Annotated in this window: 13 protein-coding genes; 5 read left to right on the forward strand and 8 right to left on the reverse strand. The window is 66.1% G+C overall.

What is annotated here, in order from left to right:
- Window positions 1–31: 31 nt before the first annotated feature.
- Genes HAP40_RS13270 through HAP40_RS13280 form a run of 3 tightly spaced genes read left to right on the forward strand, consistent with a single transcriptional unit; the run spans window position 32 to window position 3,817 of the window.
- Entirely contained in the window at window positions 32–1,396 is a 1,365-nt protein-coding gene (locus HAP40_RS13270) for an NAD(P)-binding domain-containing protein (RefSeq protein WP_166817372.1), read from the forward strand.
- Window positions 1,393–2,613, forward strand: coding sequence for an MFS transporter (locus tag HAP40_RS13275; protein WP_166817371.1), 1,221 nt, complete (start codon window positions 1,393–1,395; stop codon window positions 2,611–2,613). The genes HAP40_RS13270 and HAP40_RS13275 overlap by 4 nt, the downstream gene beginning before the upstream one ends.
- A gap of 28 nt (window positions 2,614–2,641) precedes the next feature.
- On the forward strand, window positions 2,642–3,817 hold the full coding sequence (locus HAP40_RS13280) for an MFS transporter (protein WP_166817370.1): 1,176 nt from the start codon (window positions 2,642–2,644) through the stop codon (window positions 3,815–3,817).
- Window positions 3,818–3,894: 77 nt separating this feature from the next.
- Here the strand turns inward: HAP40_RS13280 and HAP40_RS13285 are convergent, their stop codons facing one another.
- From HAP40_RS13285 to HAP40_RS13300, 4 genes are all read right to left on the reverse strand, one after another.
- Window positions 3,895–4,971, reverse strand: a complete 1,077-nt coding sequence (locus HAP40_RS13285; protein ID WP_166817369.1) for a Cj0069 family protein — start codon at window positions 4,969–4,971, stop codon at window positions 3,895–3,897.
- 486 nt (window positions 4,972–5,457) lie between these two features.
- On the reverse strand, window positions 5,458–6,042 hold the full coding sequence (locus HAP40_RS13290) for a DUF1254 domain-containing protein (RefSeq protein WP_166817368.1): 585 nt from the start codon (window positions 6,040–6,042) through the stop codon (window positions 5,458–5,460).
- Entirely contained in the window at window positions 6,039–6,617 is a 579-nt protein-coding gene (locus HAP40_RS13295) for a DUF1214 domain-containing protein (protein WP_166817367.1), read from the reverse strand. The genes HAP40_RS13290 and HAP40_RS13295 overlap by 4 nt, the downstream gene beginning before the upstream one ends.
- A 9-nt stretch (window positions 6,618–6,626) precedes the next feature.
- The gene (locus HAP40_RS13300; RefSeq protein WP_166817366.1) at window positions 6,627–8,906 is read right to left on the reverse strand and encodes a transglycosylase domain-containing protein; all 2,280 of its coding nucleotides are present in this window, start codon (window positions 8,904–8,906) and stop codon (window positions 6,627–6,629) included.
- Between the two features lie 294 nt (window positions 8,907–9,200).
- Here HAP40_RS13300 and HAP40_RS13305 point away from each other — a divergent pair, with 294 nt between their 5' ends.
- On the forward strand, window positions 9,201–9,716 hold the full coding sequence (locus HAP40_RS13305; RefSeq protein ID WP_166817365.1) for a YcgN family cysteine cluster protein: 516 nt from the start codon (window positions 9,201–9,203) through the stop codon (window positions 9,714–9,716).
- 157 nt (window positions 9,717–9,873) lie between these two features.
- Window positions 9,874–11,454 carry an MDR family MFS transporter gene (locus HAP40_RS13310; protein ID WP_166817364.1) on the forward strand — a complete coding sequence of 527 codons (1,581 nt, stop codon included), beginning with the start codon at window positions 9,874–9,876 and terminating at the stop codon, window positions 11,452–11,454.
- Between the two features lie 6 nt (window positions 11,455–11,460).
- Here HAP40_RS13310 and HAP40_RS13315 read toward each other — a convergent pair whose 3' ends face one another.
- The 4 genes from HAP40_RS13315 to HAP40_RS13330 form a co-directional block, all read right to left on the reverse strand.
- Window positions 11,461–13,110, reverse strand: a complete 1,650-nt coding sequence (locus HAP40_RS13315) for an alpha/beta hydrolase (RefSeq protein ID WP_166819524.1) — start codon at window positions 13,108–13,110, stop codon at window positions 11,461–11,463.
- Window positions 13,111–13,188: 78 nt separating this feature from the next.
- The gene (locus tag HAP40_RS13320) at window positions 13,189–15,687 is read right to left on the reverse strand and encodes a GAF domain-containing sensor histidine kinase (RefSeq protein WP_166817363.1); all 2,499 of its coding nucleotides are present in this window, start codon (window positions 15,685–15,687) and stop codon (window positions 13,189–13,191) included.
- Window positions 15,688–15,788: 101 nt separating this feature from the next.
- On the reverse strand, window positions 15,789–17,423 hold the full coding sequence (locus HAP40_RS13325) for a thiamine pyrophosphate-requiring protein (protein ID WP_166817362.1): 1,635 nt from the start codon (window positions 17,421–17,423) through the stop codon (window positions 15,789–15,791).
- Between the two features lie 106 nt (window positions 17,424–17,529).
- Window positions 17,530–20,460 carry an ATP-binding protein gene (locus HAP40_RS13330; protein ID WP_166817361.1) on the reverse strand — a complete coding sequence of 977 codons (2,931 nt, stop codon included), beginning with the start codon at window positions 20,458–20,460 and terminating at the stop codon, window positions 17,530–17,532.
- Between the last annotated feature and the right edge of the window lie 54 nt (window positions 20,461–20,514).

Below are 20,514 nucleotides of genomic sequence, written 5' to 3' on the forward strand. Positions count from 1 at the left end.
TCGATGATTCTAGAAGGATGGGAGAAGTCGGATGGACAAGAAAAAGGTGGCGATCATCGGGGCAGGGCCCGTCGGTCTCGCGGCGGCCGCGCACGTTCTCGAACGCGGCATGTCTCCCATCGTGCTCGAGGCTGGACCCGAGCCAGCCCACGCGATCCGGCAGTGGCAGCACGTGCAGCTGTTCTCGCCGTGGGAATACAATGTCGACAAGGCAGCGGCGCGCCTGCTCGCGCCGACGGGGTGGAATTCGCCGGACCCGAGCTCCTACCCCACCGGCGACGAGCTGATCGAGCGCTACCTCGAGCCGCTCGCGACTCGAACGAAGCTGCGCGAGGTGATCCGGACGTCCAGTCGCGTCACCGCGATCAGCCGCGCCGGCTTCGACAAGGCGAAGACCAGGGGGCGGGAGCAGGCGCCATTCGAAATCCGCTACCAGAACGGTAAAGGCCCCGAGATGCTGCGTGCCGATGCAGTCATCGACGTGTCAGGCACGTGGTTCTCTCCCAATTCCGCGGGAGGCAATGGTCTGTCCGCAATCGGCGAGGGCGAACGCGCCGGCCATATCGCCTATGGCATGCCGGATGTGCGAGGTGCCGTCCGCGCCAGATATGCCGGGAAGACCGTTGCCGTGCTGGGCGCCGGCCATTCCGCCGTGGGCACGCTGATCGATCTCGTGCAACTCGCGGACGAGGCGCCCGGCACGCAACCCGTCTGGCTGCTGCGCGGCGCCGATCCTGCCAAGGCTTTCGGCGGCGGCCGCAACGACAAGCTCGCTGCCCGTGGTGAGCTGGGAAGTGCTTTCGCAGCGCTCGTTGCCGCCGGGAAGATCAAGGTCGAGACCCAATTCGTTGTCACTCACCTCTCGGACTCCGAAGGTCGCCTCAAGATCGCCGCCGGCGCCTGCTGCGGCGCGCGGAGCGTGATCGTGGACGAACTGATCGTGTCGACGGGCTTTCGTCCCGACCTCTCCTTCCTGTCCGAACTGCGCCTGCGGCTCGACCCTGCCATCGAGGCGCCCGTCGCGCTGGCGCCTCTGATCGATCCCAACGAGCACAGCTGCGGGACCGTGCGTCCGCACGGCGCCCGCGAGCTCGCGCATGATGAACCGGGCTTCTACGTGGCCGGCATGAAGTCGTATGGTCGCGCGCCGACCTTCCTCATGATGACCGGCTACGAGCAGGTCCGCTCGATCGCCGCCGACATCGCCGGCGACAAGGAGGCCGCGGCGAGGGTCGAGCTCGTGCTGCCGGAGACCGGCGTCTGCACGCGAGGCGGCCTCGAGACTGCTGCCACGTCGGGATGCTGCGGCGGTCCGGCCAAGGACGATTCATCCGCCTGCTGCGCGACCGACGAAGCGGCGAAGAGGTCGGGCGCCTCGGGGTGTGGTTGTTCATGAGGCAGGCTCTTCCGGGCCTAGCTGCCGGCTCTCTCGCCGTCATCGTTGGCCTTGGCACCGCGCAAACCATTGCGTGGGCGTCGAGTTATTATCTCCCCGCCGTCCTCGCCGCTCCGATTGCGCGGGATCTCGATCTCGCGCCGACTTACGTGTTCGCGGCGCTGTCGGGTGCGCTCGTTCTCTCCGGACTTCTCGGGCCGCGTGTCGGTCATGCGATCGACCGGTTTGGGGGGCGCTACCTGCTCGCGGCGTCGAATGCTGTCTTCGCCGCGGGCTTGCTGCTGCTGTCATGGGCCCATGGCGCGGGGCTGCTGGTCGCCGCGTGGATGATGCTCGGGCTCGCCATGGGCATGGGGCTCTATGAGGCGGCATTCGCGACGCTGACCCGGATCTATGGCACGGGCGCTCGAAAGCCGATCACCGGCATCACGCTGATCGCTGGCTTTGCAAGCACCGTCGGCTGGCCGCTCACGATGTGGCTCGATGCCGAGTATGGCTGGCGCGCCGCCTGCCAGATATGGTCGGTCATCCATGTCTGCCTCGCCTTGCCGCTCAATCTCTCGCTGCCGCGCGCGACGCCGCTGGATCAGGCCGCGCCGCCGGTTGCCGGCGCGAGCCCGCATTCCGAACGCCAGAGCGAGAGCTTTGCGATGGGCGTGTTGGCCTATATGTTTGCGGCAGCCGGCTTCGTCAGCTCGGGTGTTTCGGCGATTCTGCCGTCGATGCTGGTCGCGTTCGGAGCGACGCCGGCTCAAGCTTTGCTCGCAGGGACATTGGTCGGTCCTGCGCAGGTCGGGGCGCGTCTCCTCGAAGCGGGCTTCCTCGGTCGATTCCACCCGCTGTTGTCGGCGAGGCTCGCCATGCTCATGAACCCGATAGGCGTCGTCACGCTGATTGCGGGAGGATCATTCTTCGCGCCGGTTTTCGCTGTCCTCTACGGAGCCGGCAACGGGATCATCACGATCGCACGCGGAACGCTGCCGTTGGCATTGTTTGGACCGGTGGGGTTCGGGAAACGTGTCGGCATGATTTCGCTCCCGTCCCGGCTGACGGGGGCGGCCGCGCCATTGGTGCTGGGTCTGATGGTCGAGCACTTCGGCCGAGGCGCGCTGTGGATCTGCGCTCTTGCCTCGGTCTCCGCGTTCGTCGCGCTGCTGCTGCTTCATGCGGACCCTGCGCCGTCGACGCGCCTGCAGACGGGAGGTCAGAATTCGTAAGCTGAACGGCCGGTCGCTGATTGCGGTGATGTGCATCGGGCAGGTCGGCAATCTGCTGCCGCATGTGACGCTGTCGGCGAACCTGGCGCAGCATCTGATGCCGGCCTGGGGACTCTCGGCGGCCGAAGGCGGGCTGATGGCGAGCGGTTATGCGTTCGGCTACATGCTCGCGGTACCCGTGCTGACGACCTTGACCGACCGGATCGATGCGCGCGTCGTCCTGGTCTGGGGCTCGATCTTGAGCGGACTTGCCACCGTCGCATTCGGCGTGTTCGCGCAGGGATTCTGGTCGGGGATTGCGATCTGGTCCATTGCGGGACTCGGATTTGCCGGCGCCTACATGCCTGGCCTGAAGGCGCTGACGGACCGGCTTCCCGCCGGCGACACCTCGCGGGCCGTCACGCTGTACACATCGAGCTTTTCCGTGGGGGTGGGCATCTCGTTCCTGGTGGCGCAAGTGGTCGCCGATCGCTGGGGTTGGCCCGCCGCTTTCGTCGTGACCGGCCTCGGTCCGATCGCAATGGTCGTCGCGTGCCTCCTGATCGACGAGCGGCGGCCCGCGCCGAAGGCGGGGCGTCTCCTCGATTTCGCGCCGGTCTTCGCCAATCGCGAGGCGCTCGGATACATCCTCGGCTACGGCGCGCACTGCTTTGAGCTCTACGGTATCCGCACCTGGCTGGTCGGGTTCTGGACATTCGTGGTCGCGCATCAAGGCGCGCCGTCGTGGCTCAGCCCCGTCGTGCTGAGCTTCTGCTTCGCGGTGATCTCGATGCCCGCGAGCATCCTCGGCAACGAGGCCGCGCTGAAATTCGGCCGCCATCGTGCGATCACCGTCGTGATGATCGCCTCGGCTTGCGTCGCGCTTGTCATCGGACTGAACGCGACCGCGCCGGCATGGGTGCTCGCGCTGCTGTTGATCCTCTATGGCCTGACGGTGCCGGCGGATTCCGGCGCCTTGACCGCCGGCATGTCGGCCGCGGCCGTCTCGGAGCATCGCGGCGCAACACTGGCCTTGCATTCGACGGTCGGCTTCGGCCTCTCGGCGGTGGGAGCATGGGGGACCGGCGCCGCGCTCGATGCGGCGGGCGGCCCGCAAAGCGCGACGGGCTGGCTGCTGGCGTTCATCGTCCTTGCGGCGGGAATCGCGCTGGGACCGCTGGCGCTGCTTTGGGCGCGGTCGGCTCGATCGGGAAAGCAGCCGTGACCGCACTCGCTCCGTCGATCGGATTCCCTTGATCCACGGGCGGGCTGCGGCCCGTCCCTCGGGTGGTCCTGACGTCTTCAGCCGGTGCGCACCTTTCGAGTGCTGAGCAAACGCTGCTTCAATGTTCGCGCGATCGCTGCCGGCGCCTCGTCGGGGATGGCAAAGCAGGAGCTCGCGTTGATCTCGCACAGAACGTAGGTGTCGCCGCCGGCGGCATCCCTTGGCCCGTAGAGGAAGTCCGCGTCCCAGATAACGGGGAGCGAGGTTTCATCGATGTCGAGCGCCTGCATCATCTGCGGCACCCATTCGTTCTCCATCGACTTGCGCAGCGCCTGGAACGCCGGGGCCGAGGGTCCGTGCATGATGCGAGGTCCTGGCTGCGCCTCGGGCGCGTCGGGACCTTCCGGCGGTGGCGGAATCAGGGCCTTGATCAATTGATGCCCGAAGCCGGCAACCTTGGCTGCGCTCATGTAGCACCGGATCATGCCGTCGGGGAGGCGAGCTTGATAGGCCTGGTCGATGATGCAGCCGCCCCAGCCGAAATAGGGCTGGCATCGCGCGATGAGGTCCTCGACCGGCATCTCCTCGGGCAGGCAGCCGCGCTGCGCATGCAGCACGCGTACGATGCCGTCAGCATTCGGCAGTGCCTCCACCTTCCAGACTCCCTGGCCGCCATTGCCGCGATTCTGCTTCAGCACGCGCGGGCCGCTCGCCCGCAGGCGTGAGGGAAATTCGGCGCGGAATGCCACAGCGCTGTCGTAACGATGCGTGTCGGTGCCCCAGCCGAGATGACGGGTTTGGTAAAGCACCTCCTTGACGCCCATCTTCAGGATGACATCGGGATGCGCGCTGACTAAGGGTCCCCGGGCCGCAACTTCGCGGAGCATGGCATCGAGATCGGCGCGCGTCTTGCCTTGATGAATCGGATCGACCCAGACGAGCACGCCGTCGACGCCGAGCAGTTCATCGCGCACGGTTTCAGTGAAGCTCTCGTCGTAGATGGCCGGCCGGGCGTCGATGCCGACCGCGGCCAGCGCCTCGAAAACGCGGACGAAGCGGCTGTTTTGCGGCGTCGCGTTCGAGCGTGCGGCAGCATCTCCGCGCGAGAGGATGGCGACAGTATTGCGGGAAGAGGGATGTCGTTCGGTGTCCATGCGCAAGCTCCACGAATTGCGTGCTGCGCAGAGCTTGGACCGAAGTCTCACGGGGAGTCTGCCTGGTCCCCACGCGGACAATGTATGTGACATCGCCCCGTCGTTTCAAGATGGTGGTTGGGTGCGGTCAGGGCGCCGTTGGAAGGGATCGAAAGGCCGCGCATTCGCGCAACCTGCCTCAGGTGCCGCCGCTCGATATGAAAACACCCGCGGCGGATGGCTCCGCGCGGGTGTCAAATTCTCGATGATGCCATTCTGCCAGTGTTTTGCCCGACGTGTCAAAGGACGTTTGGACCGAGCGTCTATGGCCGATCGCGTTAATGGTCGCCGTGTCTTCGCTCGAGCAGCCGTCTTGCGCCGCAGGAGGGCAGGCGGCCGCCGCGTCGTCAAATTCCGAGAATGGAAACCGGATGCACTTCAGTAGCTTGGCTACTGTGCATGGGGTTGTTTTCGCACTTTTGTTTCGTGCTGCCGAAACGGCTGCGTTTACCGCCGGCCGCGCGGCGCCTCGGCCTTGGCGGGCGGCTCGGCCTGCGGGGCGCAGGTCGCGGCCTGAAGCGTCGCCTGCGCCTGCTGCATCAGGCCGGGCTCGGCGGCGAGCGCCTTCATCACGATCAGGCCCGTGGTAGAAGGGGAATCGATGATCAGCCGGTCGGCCGCGGTGACCTCCTCGTCCTCGGGCAGCTCGTTGTGCTGCGCCTCCGTCATGAGGTCGAGCTCGATCACCTTGCGGCCCGCCGAGCGGTCGTTGATGGCGTAATAGGCGATCTCGTTGTGGGTGTAGAACGACACCGAGGTATAGGCCTGGCTCACCGGCACCGTGAGCTTGATCGGTCCGTTCGTCAGATCATAGCGGCAGATCGCGAGCGCAAAGGCCGGGTCCATGAACGGCATCGGCGAGGTCTGCGGATCGGCGAGGGGCAGCTGGGTGACGCCGTTGAGCTTGGTCATCGGCGTCAGCCGCGAATAGGCATCCTGCGTCGCGATCCGCGGCAGCGCCAGCACGCTGACGAGATGGACCACGAGGCCCAGAACGATGCCGGCGACGATGGTGAACAGCAGGCGGATCATGAGCAGCCCGCCGTCCTGATGGTGGGCATCGGCGCATCGCGCTGGGTGCGGGTGGCAACGCCGACCGGGGTGTCGTAGAGGCGCAGCATCAATGCGTAGCGCTCGATGCCGCCGGTCGGCAGCCAGTTGCCGGCGCGCGAGCGCGAGGCGATGCGGATCTCGAACGAGCCGTCGGACTGGCGCACGATCTCCTGGCTGGTGAAGCCGTAGCGCTGCAGCGAATTGGCGACGAGATGGCCCTTGCGGTCATAGAGCGTCAGCGTCCAGAACCGCGCCGGCGGCGTCACGCCGGAGACGATCACGTCGCAGCGGCCGTCGAGCGCCTTCTTCTTGTCGTCGGTGGTCGCGGTGAAGGCGACGCCGTCGCCGGTGCCGATCGGCAGCTCGCCGTTGCGCACGATGGTGGCCCGCGAATAGGGGTCGACGTCGGCCGTGCCGGTGCGCGGGCGCGCGGTCCAGGGGCCGATGGTCAGCGCGCCGATCTCGGTGCCGCGCGTCGTCGTCATCCAGGTCGCGCCGAGGCCGACCACGGTCGCGAGCAGGAGGGCCGTCAATGTGATCAGGATCAGCCGCACGGGTTTCGATCAGTTCTTGCGCGGGGCGGAGGCGTTGGCGTTCTCTTCCGCATAGTTCTGCGGGAAGGCGAGCGCGTTCGTCGACGAGGACGGCTTGGTGTCGGCGGCCGTCGATTTGTTTGCGGTCTTGGCCGCGTCATCCAGCAGCTTCTCGACGCGCACAAGGATGTCGGCGCCGCGCTTGGTCAGAATGGGCGGCGGACCGGGCTTGGTCTCCAGCACCTTCGGCCCCGTATTGGCCTGCGCGTTGGAGACATGCTGCGGCGGCAGCTTCTGGCCCATGCCGATGCCGGGAATCTCCCGGACCTCGACGCCCTGATGCGCCACGAGCATGATGTCGTGCCAGGTCTGTGCCGGCAGCGAGCCGCCGGTCATGCGGTTGGTCGGCGAATAGTCGTCGTTGCCGTACCACACCGCGCAGGTGAAATTGCCGGTGTAGCCGACGAACCAGGCGTCGCGATACGCGTTGGTCGTGCCGGTCTTGCCCGCGGTCGGAATGCCGTCGAGCGCTGCGCGGCGCGCGGTGCCTTCGCTGACGACGTGGCTCATCATGCCCGCCATGTCGGCGGCGACGGAGGCGGGGATCGCCTGCCGCGGCTTCGGCCCGTCGCGGTCCCAGCGCCAGACGAGGTCACCGGCGCCGGTGCGCACCTCCAGCACGGCATGCGGCGTCACGGCCTTGCCGCGGTTGGGGAACGTTGCGTAGGCGACGGCGTGCTCGAGCACGGTGACTTCGTCCGAACCGATCGGCAGCGACGGCGTGTCGGGCAGCGGCGCCTTGATGCCGAAACGGCGGGCGACCTCGACGATCTTGCCGCGGCCGACCTTGGCCGGGTTCGGCGCCTTCGGCTGATCCCGCCGGCCGATCTCGATCGACAGCTTCACCGGCACGACGTTGATCGAGCGCGTGATCGCCTGGGTCAGCGTCACCGAGCCGGAATAGGAATGGCCATAATTCTGCGGGCACCAATTGCCGATGCAGACCGGGCCATCGACCACGATCGAATTCGGCGTGTAACCGTTCAGCAGCGCGGTGGTGTAGACGTAGGGCTTGAACGAGGAGCCGGGCTGGCGATAGGCGTCGGTGGCGCGATTGAACTGGCTCGCGCCATAGTCGCGGCCGCCGACCATGGCGCGGATGCCGCCGTCGAGATCGGCGACGACGGTCGCCGCCTGCGTTGCGTGATAATCGCGGCCGAACTGGCGCAGCTGGTTCTCGATCGCGTCCTCGGCGGCCTTCTGCACGTTGGCGTCCATGGCAAGGCGGACCACGAAGACGCGCTCGGTGTAGGATTTCGGGAAGGTGTCGACCAGCTTGCGCATCTCGTCGAAGGCGTAGTCGAGATAATAGTTCGGCGAGGCTTCGTCGCGGCGGTCGACCGCGAAGGCGGGGTTACGGCGGGCGCCGAACACCTGGCCCTCGGTCATGAAGCCGGCATCGACGAGATTGTCGAGCACGACGTTGGCGCGGGCGCGGGCGGCGGGCAGGTTGATGTGCGGGGCGTACTTGGTCGGGGCCTTGAACAGGCCGGCGAGCATCGCGGCTTCCGCCAGCGTCACGTCGCGCGCCGATTTGTTGAAGTAGAAATGCGCCGCGCCGTCGACGCCGAAGGTGCCGCCGCCCATATAGGCGCGGTCGAGATAGAGCTTGAGGATCTCGTTCTTGGTCAGGCGCCATTCCAGCCAGATCGCGAGGAAGGCCTCGTTGACCTTGCGCTCGATGGTGCGCTCGTTGCTCAGGAACAGGTTCTTGGCGAGCTGCTGGGTGATCGAGGAGCCGCCCTGGCGGACGCCGCCGGCCTGGGCGTTGGTGACGAGGGCGCGCGCGGTGCCGGCGATGTCGATGCCGAAATGGTCGTAGAAGCGGCGGTCCTCGGTCGCCAGCGTCGCCTTGATCAGCACGTCAGGAAAATCTTCCAGCGGGATCGAGTCGTTGTGCTTGATGCCGCGGCTGCCGATCGGGTTGCCGTAGCGGTCGAGGAAGCTCACGGCGAGATCGGACTTCTTCAGCCAGTCCTCGTCCGCGGTCTCGCGGAAGGCGGGGATGGCGAGCGTGAGCATCACGATCAGGCCGCCCAGGCCGAGGGTGGCGGCTTCCGACAGCGGCTCGATGAACACCCAGCGCTTCCAGCGTCCGACATAGAACCGGTCCATGAAGGTCGAGTAGCGCTCGTAGAGCTCGCGGATGCCCTTGGCCGAGGAGAACAGCGAGGAGTCGATGCGCGCATCGAGATCCAGAAAGAAATTCCGGATCTTCTGCTTCCAATGCGGTGGTATGATCTGGCGCACCTGGAACCCTTGCGGCTTGCTTCGAAAGCGTTCAAGCACCCGGCCGGGGCGGCATCGAGACGTCTTGCGGGAATGTTACGGCAAACCCAAGGCGCCCGGCTTAGCGTCCGAGGGGACTTGCTGTTCCTTCTAACCGAGCAGGGCCTATAAACCAATGGTCACGCTGGCGATTTTGAACAACAGGCCTAATTGACCCCGGGTCATTACGGGCCGTTCGGCGGCGTTGCTTGCACCGTGACGGCCGCACGCCCTAGATGGCGTTGCCGCAGCTCTTTCGAACTTGTGTTGAGACGCATGACCGCAGCTCCCAAACGACCCTCAGGCCAGGAAGGATTCTTCTGGAAAACCAAGACGTTGGAAGAGCTGTCGGCGGCCGAATGGGAAAGCCTGTGCGACGGCTGCGGCCGCTGCTGCCTGAACAAGCTCGAGGACGAGGACACCGGGGATATCTATTTCACCCATATCGGCTGCAAGCTGCTCGATGGGGCCAGCTGCGCCTGCAAGGACTACCCGAATCGCTCCGACAAGGTTCCGGACTGCGTCCGCCTGACCCCGGCCAATGTCCGCACCCTGAACTGGCTGCCGCCGAGCTGCGGCTACAAGCTCGTCGCCGAGGGACGCGACCTCTATTGGTGGCACCCGCTGGTGTCAGGCGATCCCAATACCGTGCATGAGGCCGGCGTCTCCGTGCGCGGCCGGGTTGAGGGCAGCGAGGAGGAGATCCCGGACGAGGAGCTCGAGGACCACATCGTGCAATGGCCGGCGACCTTGCCGAAACGGGCCCGCCTGAAGCGACGTCCGAAGGACTGATCCGCCTCGCTGGCCCGGATCAATTGTTCGGGATGACCCCGCGATGGGATGCACCCATGCGCCGCGGTGCCTGCCTGGGGAAGTCTTTGCTGTCTACATTGGACTGCATAGAACGAATCCTTCGCGGCGTTGTGCCGCCTCACGACGTCCGATCGAGATGAACAAGTTCGACCGGCAGAGCGGTTCTGCCGACATCCAGGCGTTGCCCGACGATATCGCCGAAGAGCTGTCCCGCCTTCCGAGCGAGATCATCAGCGTCGATGACGCGCCCTCCATCGCCTCTCCGGTGCCGCTGTCGCAGGACGAGGTCCGCACCATCGTCATCAGCCTGATGCTGACGATGTTCCTGGCCGCGCTCGACCAGACCATCGTGGCGACCGCGCTGCCGACCATCGGACGCCAGTTCCAGGACGTATCGAGCCTGTCCTGGGTCATCACCGCCTATCTGCTGGCTTCGACCGCCGTCGCGCCGGTGTTCGGCACGCTCAGCGACATTTACGGCCGCAAGGCCATGATCATCACCTCGCTCAGCCTGTTCGTCGTGGGCTCGGTGCTATGCGCCATCGCGCCGAACTTGCCGATGCTGATTCTGGCGCGCGGCCTTCAGGGCCTCGGCGGCGGCGGCATCATGCCGGTGGTGCAGACCGTGATCTCCGACGTCGTCTCACCGCGCGAGCGCGGGCAATACCAGGCCTATTTCTCCAGCGTCTGGATGGTCGGCGGCATTCTCGGTCCGGTCATCGGCGGCGTGTTCGCCGAACATCTGCACTGGTCGATGATCTTCTGGATCAATCTGCCGCTCGCGGCCGCCGCCATCGCGCTGCTGCTGCCGAAGATGAAGAAGATCCCGGTGTTCCACCGCAAGCGCAAGGTCGACTGGCTCGGCGGCGTGCTGCTAATGGCTTCTGCCGTCGTCTTCATGCTGGTGCTGAGCTGGGGCGGCACGCGCTATCCGTGGCTGTCGCCGACCGTGCTGGCGATGGTGGGCGGCGCGGTCGCGCTCGCCGTCAGCTTCGTCTGGCATGCGCGGCGCGCGGACGAACCGTTCCTGCCGCTGCCGCTGCTCGGCGGAAGTGTCGTACCGTTCGGGTTGATGGCGGGCGGTTGCGCGCTCGGCGCGATCACGGGCCTCACGGTCCAGCTCCCGCTCTATTACGAATCCGTCTATCACCTCAGCGCCAGCGAGGCGGGTCTTGCACTTATCCCGCTCGCCGCCGTCTCGACTTGCGGTGCAGCCATTGCCGGCCGCACGATGGCACGGGCCAAGCACTACAAGCGCGTCGCCATCATCGGCACGTCCTGGGCCGCGCTGTGCGGCCTCGGCCTCACGCTGACGACGCTGCCGCTATGGGGCCTGCTGACGTTGATGGCGGCGTTTGCGCTCGGCCTCGGCACGACCTTCCCGGTCTGCGTGGTCTCGGTGCAGAATTCGGTCGCGCGGCCGCAGGTCGGCACCATCACCGGCGCCCTGAACTTCTTCCGCTCACTGATGTCGTCGTTCACGGTCGCGGCTTTCGCGGCCATCCTGTTGATCGCGCTCGGTGCCGACATTCCGCTCGGCGAGCATCATGCCGCAGGCAGCGTCGCGATTCCCGCCGAGGACATGCGGCACGCGTTCCGTTACGTGTTCGGCGCCGCCACCGCGCTGATGACCGGGGCCGCGCTCTGTCTGATCGCGATGGAGGAGCGGCCGCTGGCCGGTCCGTCGACGCCGCAGCCGGTGGAGATGGCGGAGTAGGGGCTTTTAGCCGCCGCGATCACCGTAGGGGTCGGGGCCGGCGCTGTCCCCGGCGGCTTTCCGCGCCGCCGTCCCAAGATGGGTCTTGAGTCGCGCAACCGCATCGGGTGACCAATCTTGGACGTCGGTGACGGCGACCCAGGCATCGACGTAATGCTCGGGCGCGTAGACATGGCCGAAGCCCATCGGCGTATGGGTCGCAACCGCCATGTCGAGCGCGAGCTGCAGCATGGTGACGATGGGATACCATCGCAGCTCCGGTGACACGTCCGGTCCGCGCGGGGCCGCCATCCAGGCCGGCGCCTGATAGGCGTCGCGGTAGGCGAAGAACGTGATCGCATCGCTGGCATATTGCAGATAGACGACGCGCATCGGGCCCCAGGGCGCATCCGGCGGCACCGTCGGCCCGTCCTGGTTCATGAAACGGACGAAGCGGCTGTCGCGGAATTCTGGCAGCCAGGCCGGCGATCCCGGATTGCGGTTGTCGGTGATCGAGCGCCAGATGCGGCTTTCGAACGGCGCCCCGCTCCACAGCGCGCCCGCGATGGGATCGCCGATCGTCTCGAACAGTTCTGCGGATTTCTCCGAGTTCATGGCGCCGAGGCTGAGCCCGTGCAGGTACAGCTTTGGCCGCTTGTCCTTCGGGAGCGTCGTCCAGTAGCCGTAGATTTCCGCGAACAAAGCACGCGCCGCCTCGGCGCCGTATTCGGGCTGAAACAGCAGCGACAGCGGGCTGTTGAGATAGGAATATTGCATCGCGACGCTCGCGACATTGCCATGGTGGAGATATTCGACCGTATCCATCGCGGACGGATCGATCCAGCCGGTGCCCGTTGGCGTGATGACGATCAGCACTTTGCGTTCAAAGCCGTGCTGGCGCTTGAGCTCATCGAGCGCAAGCTTGGCGCGCGCCTGCGCCGTGTCGCGGCTGCCGAGCCCCACGTAGACGCGCACGGGGTCCTGCGCGGGCCGTCCCGTAACCGCGCTGATCTCGGCCGCGGTCGAGCCTGAGGCGATGAATCGGCGCCCCATCCGCCCGAGCTCTTGCCACTGCACCAGCGATGCCGCGCTTCCGGTCCGATTCGACGCGGTCGGCTGCGGCCGTTCGGGCTCGAACCGGACGTCGAGTTCGCGGAAGGAGGAATCGAGCGCGTTGAATGCCATGCGGACCAGGACATTGCTGGCGATCGACCAGAATAGCAGGCCTGCGGCGATCACGCCGATGACGTTCGCGACCTTCCGCGGGATGACGCGCCTCGTGTGCGCAGCGAGGAAGTGGGCGACGAGTGCGAACAGTCGCCCCAGCACCAGCAGCACTGCGAACGTGATCAGGGCGATCGTGCAGACCTTGAGCGGATGTGCGGTCTCGACCGGGGCCATCTTCATCACGGCGCGGATGGAGTTCTGCCAATCGGCGGTGCGCCCGAGAGCGACGATGACGACAAGCAGGCAGGCGGCTGCGGCCAGCGTATTCGCAATCGTTCGCGCGCGCGCGGAAGGCTCGGGCAACTCGAGATAATGCCACAGCCGCCGCCACAGGATTCCCGCAAAATAGCCGATCGCAAAGCAACCGCCGGCGAGGGCGCCTTGCGTGAGAAAGCTGCGCGGGATCAGCGTCGGAGTGAGCGCAGCCGCGAAGAACAGCGCGCCCAGCATGAGCCCGACCCCGGACAGCGAGAGGAGTTGTCGCCGAATGAACCACGCGAGACCCTTCAAGGCATCCTCCGGCTGATGCTATCCCTTGTCGCTCTCCGCAAAACTGCTCTTGCGCGGCAACCGGATCGTGAACTCGGTGAACACGCCCGGCTCCGTCGCGACGTCGATCGTGCCGCCGTGCTGCTTCACCACGATGTCGTGGCTCATCGACAGCCCGAGGCCGGTGCCTTCGCCGGCCGGCTTGGTCGTGAAGAACGGATTGAACATCTTCTCCCTGACCTCGTCGGCAATGCCGGTGCCGTTGTCGCGGATACGGATCTCGACGCTGTCGCTGCGGCCGCGCGTCGCAGCGGTCACGACCGGCTCGTAACCGGCGGCGCCCTCGGCCTTGCGCTTGGTGACCGCATGGAAGCCATTCGAGATCAGGTTCAGCAGCACGCGGGTGATTTCCTGCGGAAACACTTCGGCTTGCCCGGCCGCCGGATCAAGCTCGCGCTTCAGCGTCACGTCGAAACCCGGCTTCTCGGCGCGCGCACCGTGATAGGCGAGGTTGAGACCCTCCTCGACCAGCGCATTGATGTCGCTCAAACCGTGCTCGCCGCCGCCTTCGCGCGAGTGCAGCAGCATGTTCTTGACGATGGAATCGGCGCGCCTTCCGTGCTGCACGACCTTCTGCAGATTGTCCTTCAGAAGCCCTGTCAGCTCGTCGACTTCGCTGCGGACGTCGTCTGCGAGCGTGACGGGCGCGAGCACCTCGTTCAGCTCGTCCGTCAGCTCGGCGGAGAGCGAAGCAAAATTATTGACGAAGTTGAGTGGGTTCTTGATCTCGTGCGCGATGCCGGCGGTGAGCTGGCCGAGCGAGGCGAGCTTCTCGGTCTGGATCAGGCGGTCCTGCGCGGCGCGCAGATCGTCGAGCGATTTGGCGAGTTCCCTGGTGCGGTCCTGCACCTCGTTGAACAGGCGCGTGTTCTCGACCGCGATTACGGCCTGGTCGGCAAAGGTCTTGAGCAGGTTGATCGCCTTGTCGGGGAAATGACCGGGCTCCGGCCGCGTGACGGCAATGGTGCCGATCGCAATGCCGTCGCGCAGCATCGGCACCACGAGGATGCTGCGATAGCCTCGTGTCCGCGCCAGTTCCTTCATCGCCTCGGTGAGATCGGGTTCGTTCTGCATGTCGCTGCGGAAGGCATATTCCCCGCTCGTCGCCACCCGGCTGTGAATGCCTGACGAGGACAGCGGCGCCGGAAAGGAGCTCAGCAGATCCGCATTGCCGGCTTCGTTGTCGGTGGTGAAGGCGGCCAGATGCAGCATGCCGTCGATGACGCGGGTGACGGTGGAGGAATGCCCCCCGATCAGCGCCTTGGCGCTGTCGGAGATCGCCTGGAACACCGGCGTGACATCGGCGGGCGAAGCCGCGATCACCTTGAGGATGTCGGCGGTCGCGGTCTGCCGCTCCAGCGCTTCCCTGGTGGCGTTGAACAGGCTGACATTCTTGATCGCGATCACCGCCTGGTCCGCGAAAGTCTGCAGCAGCCGGACGTGATGTTCGGGGAACGCGCCGGTCGCGCGGCGTGTCGCGATGATGATGCCGATGGCCTCGCCCTCGCTCATCAAGGGCGTGAACAGCATGCTGCGATAGCCGCGGGCGCGTGCGATGTCGCGTGCGGCCGGCTCCAGCTCGGTGTCGGGCAACTGCGCCGCGACACCATCGGCCACGAGCGGGTAGGGCGGAAATCGCGCGAACGGCACCGGGAACGAGGCCTGGAGCACGCGGTCGCCGGCCGGATCGGTCGGCGTGAATGCCGCAAGATGTGCGGCGCCGTCGATATAGCGCAGCACCGCGGTGGAGAAGCCGCCGATCAGCCGGTTGGCGTTGGTGGCGATGGCCTCGAACACCGGTTGTACGTCGGACGGCGAGGCGGCCATCACCTTCAGGATGTCGGCCGTCGCGGTCTGGCGCTCGAGCGTCTCCTTGGTCTCGTTGAACAGGCGCGCATTCTCGATGGCGATCACGGCCTGGTCGGCAAAGGTCTGAAGCAGCTGCACGAGGTCGGGCGCGAAGGCGCCGGGCTCGGCGCGCGTGACGCTGATCATGCCGACCGGCGTGCCCCGGTTCATCAGCGGCATGAACAGCACGCTGCGGAAGCCGCGCAGCCGCGCCAGCTCCCGGTTCAGCGCGGGTACGCCGGCGGCCTCACTGTCGGGAAACTGGATCGTCTCGCCGTCGCGCACGAGGGCAAAAGTTGGAAAGTCCGCGATCTTGCGCGGGAACGAAGCCTTGAGCCCTTCGTCCGCCTCCGGGGTGGTCGGCGTGAACGCCACGAGGTGCAGCTCGTCGCCGATGAACTGAAGCACGGTGGCGGAGAAGCCGCCGAGGAGGCGCTTCGAGCTGGACGCGATCGCCGCGAAGACCGGCCGCGCATCGGAGGGCGAGGACGCGATGGTGCGCAAAATCTCGGCGCTGGCACTCTGGCGGTCCCGCGCGGTCGCAAGCTCGCCGCTCAGCCGTGCATTCTCGGCTGCGACCGCCTGCAAGCGGCGCTCGAGCTCCTCGATGTCGTTGGAAGGGGTAGTCATTCCTGATCCGGCTCGATGCCGCGAAATGGCGCGGCACCGGGCCGGATTATCACATCTTCTGCGGGGAGAGCCAGCGCTCGCGGCGTTGCCGAGAGCCCCGCTCACGTGCCGGGCCGCGACACCTCGGTCTCCTTGCTGGTGATGAACTCCAGCAGCACCGGAATGCCTTCCTGCGTCTTCTCGATGCCGCGCTTGATCGCGGGCACGATGTCCTCCGGCCTCGTCACCCGCTCGCCATGGCCGCCGAAGGCGCGGGCCATTGCGGCATAGTCGCCGGAGATGTCGGTCGAGCGATATTTTTCGGTCGAGACCGGCATCACTTTCAATTCGATCGCCATCGAGAAATTGTTGAGCAGGATCGACATGATTGGTATGCGCTCGCGCACCGCGGTCTCGAAATCCATGCCGGTGAAACCAATGGCCGCATCACCCCAGACATTGATGCAGAGCTTGTCCGGTTTTGCCAGTTTGGCGCCCATCGCAAGGCCCAGCCCGTAGCCGAGCTGCGTCGTCTTGCCCCAGCCGAGATAGGTGAGGGGATCGACCGACTTCCAGAACGGAGAGAGCTGGTCGCGCGGGCTGCCGGCATCATGCGTGATGATGGTGTTCTTGATGTCGACGGTGTGCTGAAGATCCCAGAGCACGCGATAGGGGCTGAGCGGCGCGTCATTGCTGGTGAGCTTCGGCATCCACTTCGCCAGCCACTCCTTGTGCGAGGCTGCGATCTCGGCCGCGACCGCGGAGGCATCACGATCGGATGTGACCGATTTTCCGATCTCCTCCAGCAGCGCGTCGAGCACGAGGCCGGCATCGCCGACCAGGCCGATCTTCGCTTCCACATCCTTGTTGAGATGGTTGGGGTCGAGCGTGGAGTGGATGACGGTCTTGCCCTTCGGCATCGCGACGCCGAAATTGGTCTCGGTGAAGGAGCAGCCGATGCCGAAGATGACGTCGGCCTCGCTCAGAAACTTCGGCACCGCGCGCGGCACGGCGAGCCCGCCCGAGCCGAGCGAGAGCGGATGGGTTTCGGGAAACGACGATTTGCCCCCCAAGCTGGTGGTGACGGGGATCGCCAGCCGCTCGGCGAGCCGCTTCAGCTGTGGCCACGCCTGCGCGTAATGCACGCCCTGGCCGGCATAGATCACCGGCCGTTTTGCATTCACGAGCAGGGCGGCTGCTTCCTTGACGTGAACCGGATCGGCGCCGTAGCGCGTGCGCAGCACTGGCGTGTAGTTCAGCGGCTCCGGCACGTCCTCGTTCCACATGTCCGCGGGGATCTCGACGATCACGGGTCCGCCGCGGCCGTTCTTCAGCTTCGTGAAGGCGCGGCGGAAGATGTTGGCGACCTCGGCCGCGAGGATGATCGGTTCGGACGATTTCGCGAACGGCTTCATCGCCTCGCTGGAGTTGAAGTTCGGCTCGATATGCGCAAGCCGGCGCTGATAGCCCATCGGCAGCACCAGCACGGGCACGGATTCGCCAAAGCACTGTGCGACGCCGCCCATCGCGTTCTCCGCGCCGGGGCCATGCTGCATGCAGAACGCTCCGATGCTGCGGCCCGACGTCACCCGCGAGATCGCGTCCGCCATGTGGATGCCGACGCGCTCCTGCCGCACCATCACCGGCCGGATATCCGCTTTCGCAGCGTGCTCAATCAAATGATTGACCGGATAGCCGCAGAGGATCTCAATCCCTTCGCGCCGCATGATTTCCGCAATGGCAGTGCCGAGCTTCATGGCGTCTCTCTCCCTGGCAGGCCGGTTGATCCGGCTGGTTGATGGAGAGAGGATCAGGAAATCCGGGAAGCGTAAAGCGCGCGCGGTGAGCGCGGCGGTAGGCCAGCTATGCACCGCGAGCGTGCACCGGCTCCGATTGGCGTGAGTGGCCGCAGTCGTCCGCCGTTGGCCGCACGCGCCGCAGCAGGCGCCTGGCAGCAACGAGATCCGGCGTTTCGAAGCCCTCGGTGAACTCGTCATGAATCGGGGCGAGCAGCCGGATGGCCTTGGTCTTTCGGCCGGTCGCGATCCAGTGTGCTGCGAGATCGGTGGCAATCCGCAACTGGAATGTCATCGCGCCTATGGCGTGCGCTTCGGCGAGCGCCCGCTGTAGTCGCTTTTCGGCGCGCTGCGGCTCGCCGGCATGGAGAAGGACCAATGCGTCGACCCGCTGGAGCTCCGACCGGCACCACCGCTCGCCCTGACGTTCCTGATGGTCGATCGCCCGCGTGATGGCTTGGCGCGCCTCAGCGATCCGCCCCTGCCGCAGATAGGTGCGGGCGAGAACCGCGAGATAGCTGCCGATCCGCATCAAGAAGCGACATTCGATCAGTTCGTCGATCGCGGCGCGAATATCCTCGACCGCGCGCGGATCGCCACGCAGGTCGCGAAGACAGGCGGAGAAATAGCGCTCGACCGGAACCCAGCGCGAGATGCGCTCACGTTCCAGGTTGCGACGCAGTCGCATCGTGAAGCTCTCGAGCGCATCCAGATTGCCGGTTTCGAGCGCAACGGGAAGTGCGGCAAGCCCAAGTGCGTTCGATTGCGACACCCAATGGCCGCTGCGGTCCGCGGCGTCGACGGCGTCGCGGGCCAGCCTTGCCGCGTAGTCGGCTTGCCCTTGCATCCACGCCACGAAGGGCAGGTTGAAGCGGACCGTGATGAACCGGTAGACCTCATTCGCATCCTTGCGCGAACGGCCCTCGGCCAGCGAATAGGTTGCCGCGAGACGATCCAGAACCGGGCGGCTCCTGCTCAGTTCGCCGGCAAAGGCGCGGGCCCAGGCGAGTGCCCGATCGGCTTCGGACGTCGCCGTCAGGTCGCGGCCGCGGTCGGCCACCGCGGTGGCCTCCTCGAGATAGGTTATGGCGCGCGGGACCTCACCGATCTGCAGCAGGTAAAAGGCAAAACCCACCAGCGCTCGCTGCTGATACTCGACGTTGCCGGCTCGCCTTGCAAAGGCGATCGCGTCGAGCCAGGCGACCTCGTTCTCATTCGACATCTTGCGGGCGTAGAACAGGCTCCATCCAAGGGCGCAGGCGAGCTTTGCCTTCGACAGGTCGTCGCATACGACGGTCTTGGCCAAGGCGAGCGCGTCTTCCAGCCGCGCCTGCGCTTCCGACAGGATGGAAGTTTCCGACCATAAGGTGATCGCTGCAACCGCGAGCCTGATTCCGAGGACGGGATCGCCTTCCTCGCCAACCGCCCATGAAAGAGCTGCGCGCAAATCGGCGATGCGAGCAAGGTAGCGCTGTGTCCAATCGGCCGGCTCGCGCCAGTTCCACTCCTCCTCGGACCGTTCGAAGAGCACGAGAACGCGCTGCGCATGGCGGCACAGCGCCTGGCCGCAGGCGGGATCGGCCTGGCGCCGCTCGGCCGCATAGCGGCGTGTGCTGTCGAGCAGCCGGTAGCGAAGCTGCGCTCCGTGCGCCTGCGCGCTCAGGAGCGATTTGGCGACGAGACTGCCGAGGCCGGTGACGACGTCGATCAGGGTGAGCCCTGCCGCCTCCGCGACGAAAACCGCATCCTCGACCTCGAATGCGTCGCTGAAGACCGACAGCGAGCCGAACAGTCTGGCTTCTTTCTGCGACAGGAGTCGGAAGCTCCAGTCGATCGTTGCCATCAGGGTCTCATGGCGCGGCGGCGCACCCTCGGCGGTGGGAGCGCGAAAGCAAAGTTTCTGGTCGAGCTGCGCCACCAATTCGCGAGGATTGAACCTGCCGATCTGGGCTGCTGCCAGCTCGATGGCCAGCGGAAGGCCGTCAAGCGAGTGGCAGATCGAGGCAACTGCCTCGCAATCACCATCGACGAACCGGTAGTCCGACCATTCGGCGGCGCGGCGAACGAACAGCTGTACCGCTGGAAACCTGACGGCCTGATCGACCGACAGGTCGAGGCCAGACTTCGGCGAGGCAAGCGATCCAAGCCGCACGACGTGCTCGGTGCCGGTGCCGAGCGGCTCGCGGCTCGTCGCAAGCAGTCTAGACGGCGATGTGTCCGTGATGAACTTGCCGGCAAAGATCGTGGCGGCCGGCAGCACATGCTCGCAATTGTCCAGAATGAGCAGCATCTGCCGCGGCCTCAGATAATCGAGCGCCGCAACCAGACCGTTGTCGGTATTGCCTCTGATGCCCAGTGCCGTCACCAGCGCCGCGCCGAACAGCGTCGGATCGGAGATCGTGGCGAGATCGACGAAACAGACGCCGTCGCGGCACCGCGGCGCAAACGCCTGGGCGACCGCTACGGCAACCGTCGTCTTGCCGATCCCTCCCGCGCCGGCCAGGGTCACGTGCCTGTTGTCGGACAGCAGATCCGCGATATCGACGATGTCCGCTTCGCGACCGACGATGCCGCGCAACAATGGCGGATTGGAAAGGGGTAGCGGATCGGCGAGCGCAAGGTCGTCCTCGACCTCGCCGATGCTGATTTGCACATCCGCGATGAACTTGTACCCGCGGCGCGCCACGGTCGCGATGTAAACGGGCTCGATCTGGGTATCCCCCAGCGAGCGCCGCAGGCTCCACATGTTGACCTTGAGATTGCTGTCGTGGAGCAAGGTGCCCGGCCAGCCCGCTGCCATCAGCTCATTCTTGCTGACCAGATCGCCGCAGCGCTGCACCAGCACCTGCAGGAGCTCGAACGCGCGTCCGCCAAGCTTGACGGGGCGTCCCTCAAGCAGGAGCAGCTGGCGGCGCGGAACCAGTCGAAATGGGCCGAAGCAGTATGTGAGTTCCTGTCGGCGTGCGCCCCGTTGTTGTGTCTCCGTGGCAGCCCGCATTGACCATTGCCAATCGATCGAAAAGATCGCTTGCAATTATCATGCGCTGCAAAC

It is taken from the genome of Bradyrhizobium sp. 1(2017), assembly GCF_011602485.2.
Classification (GTDB): domain Bacteria; phylum Pseudomonadota; class Alphaproteobacteria; order Rhizobiales; family Xanthobacteraceae; genus Bradyrhizobium.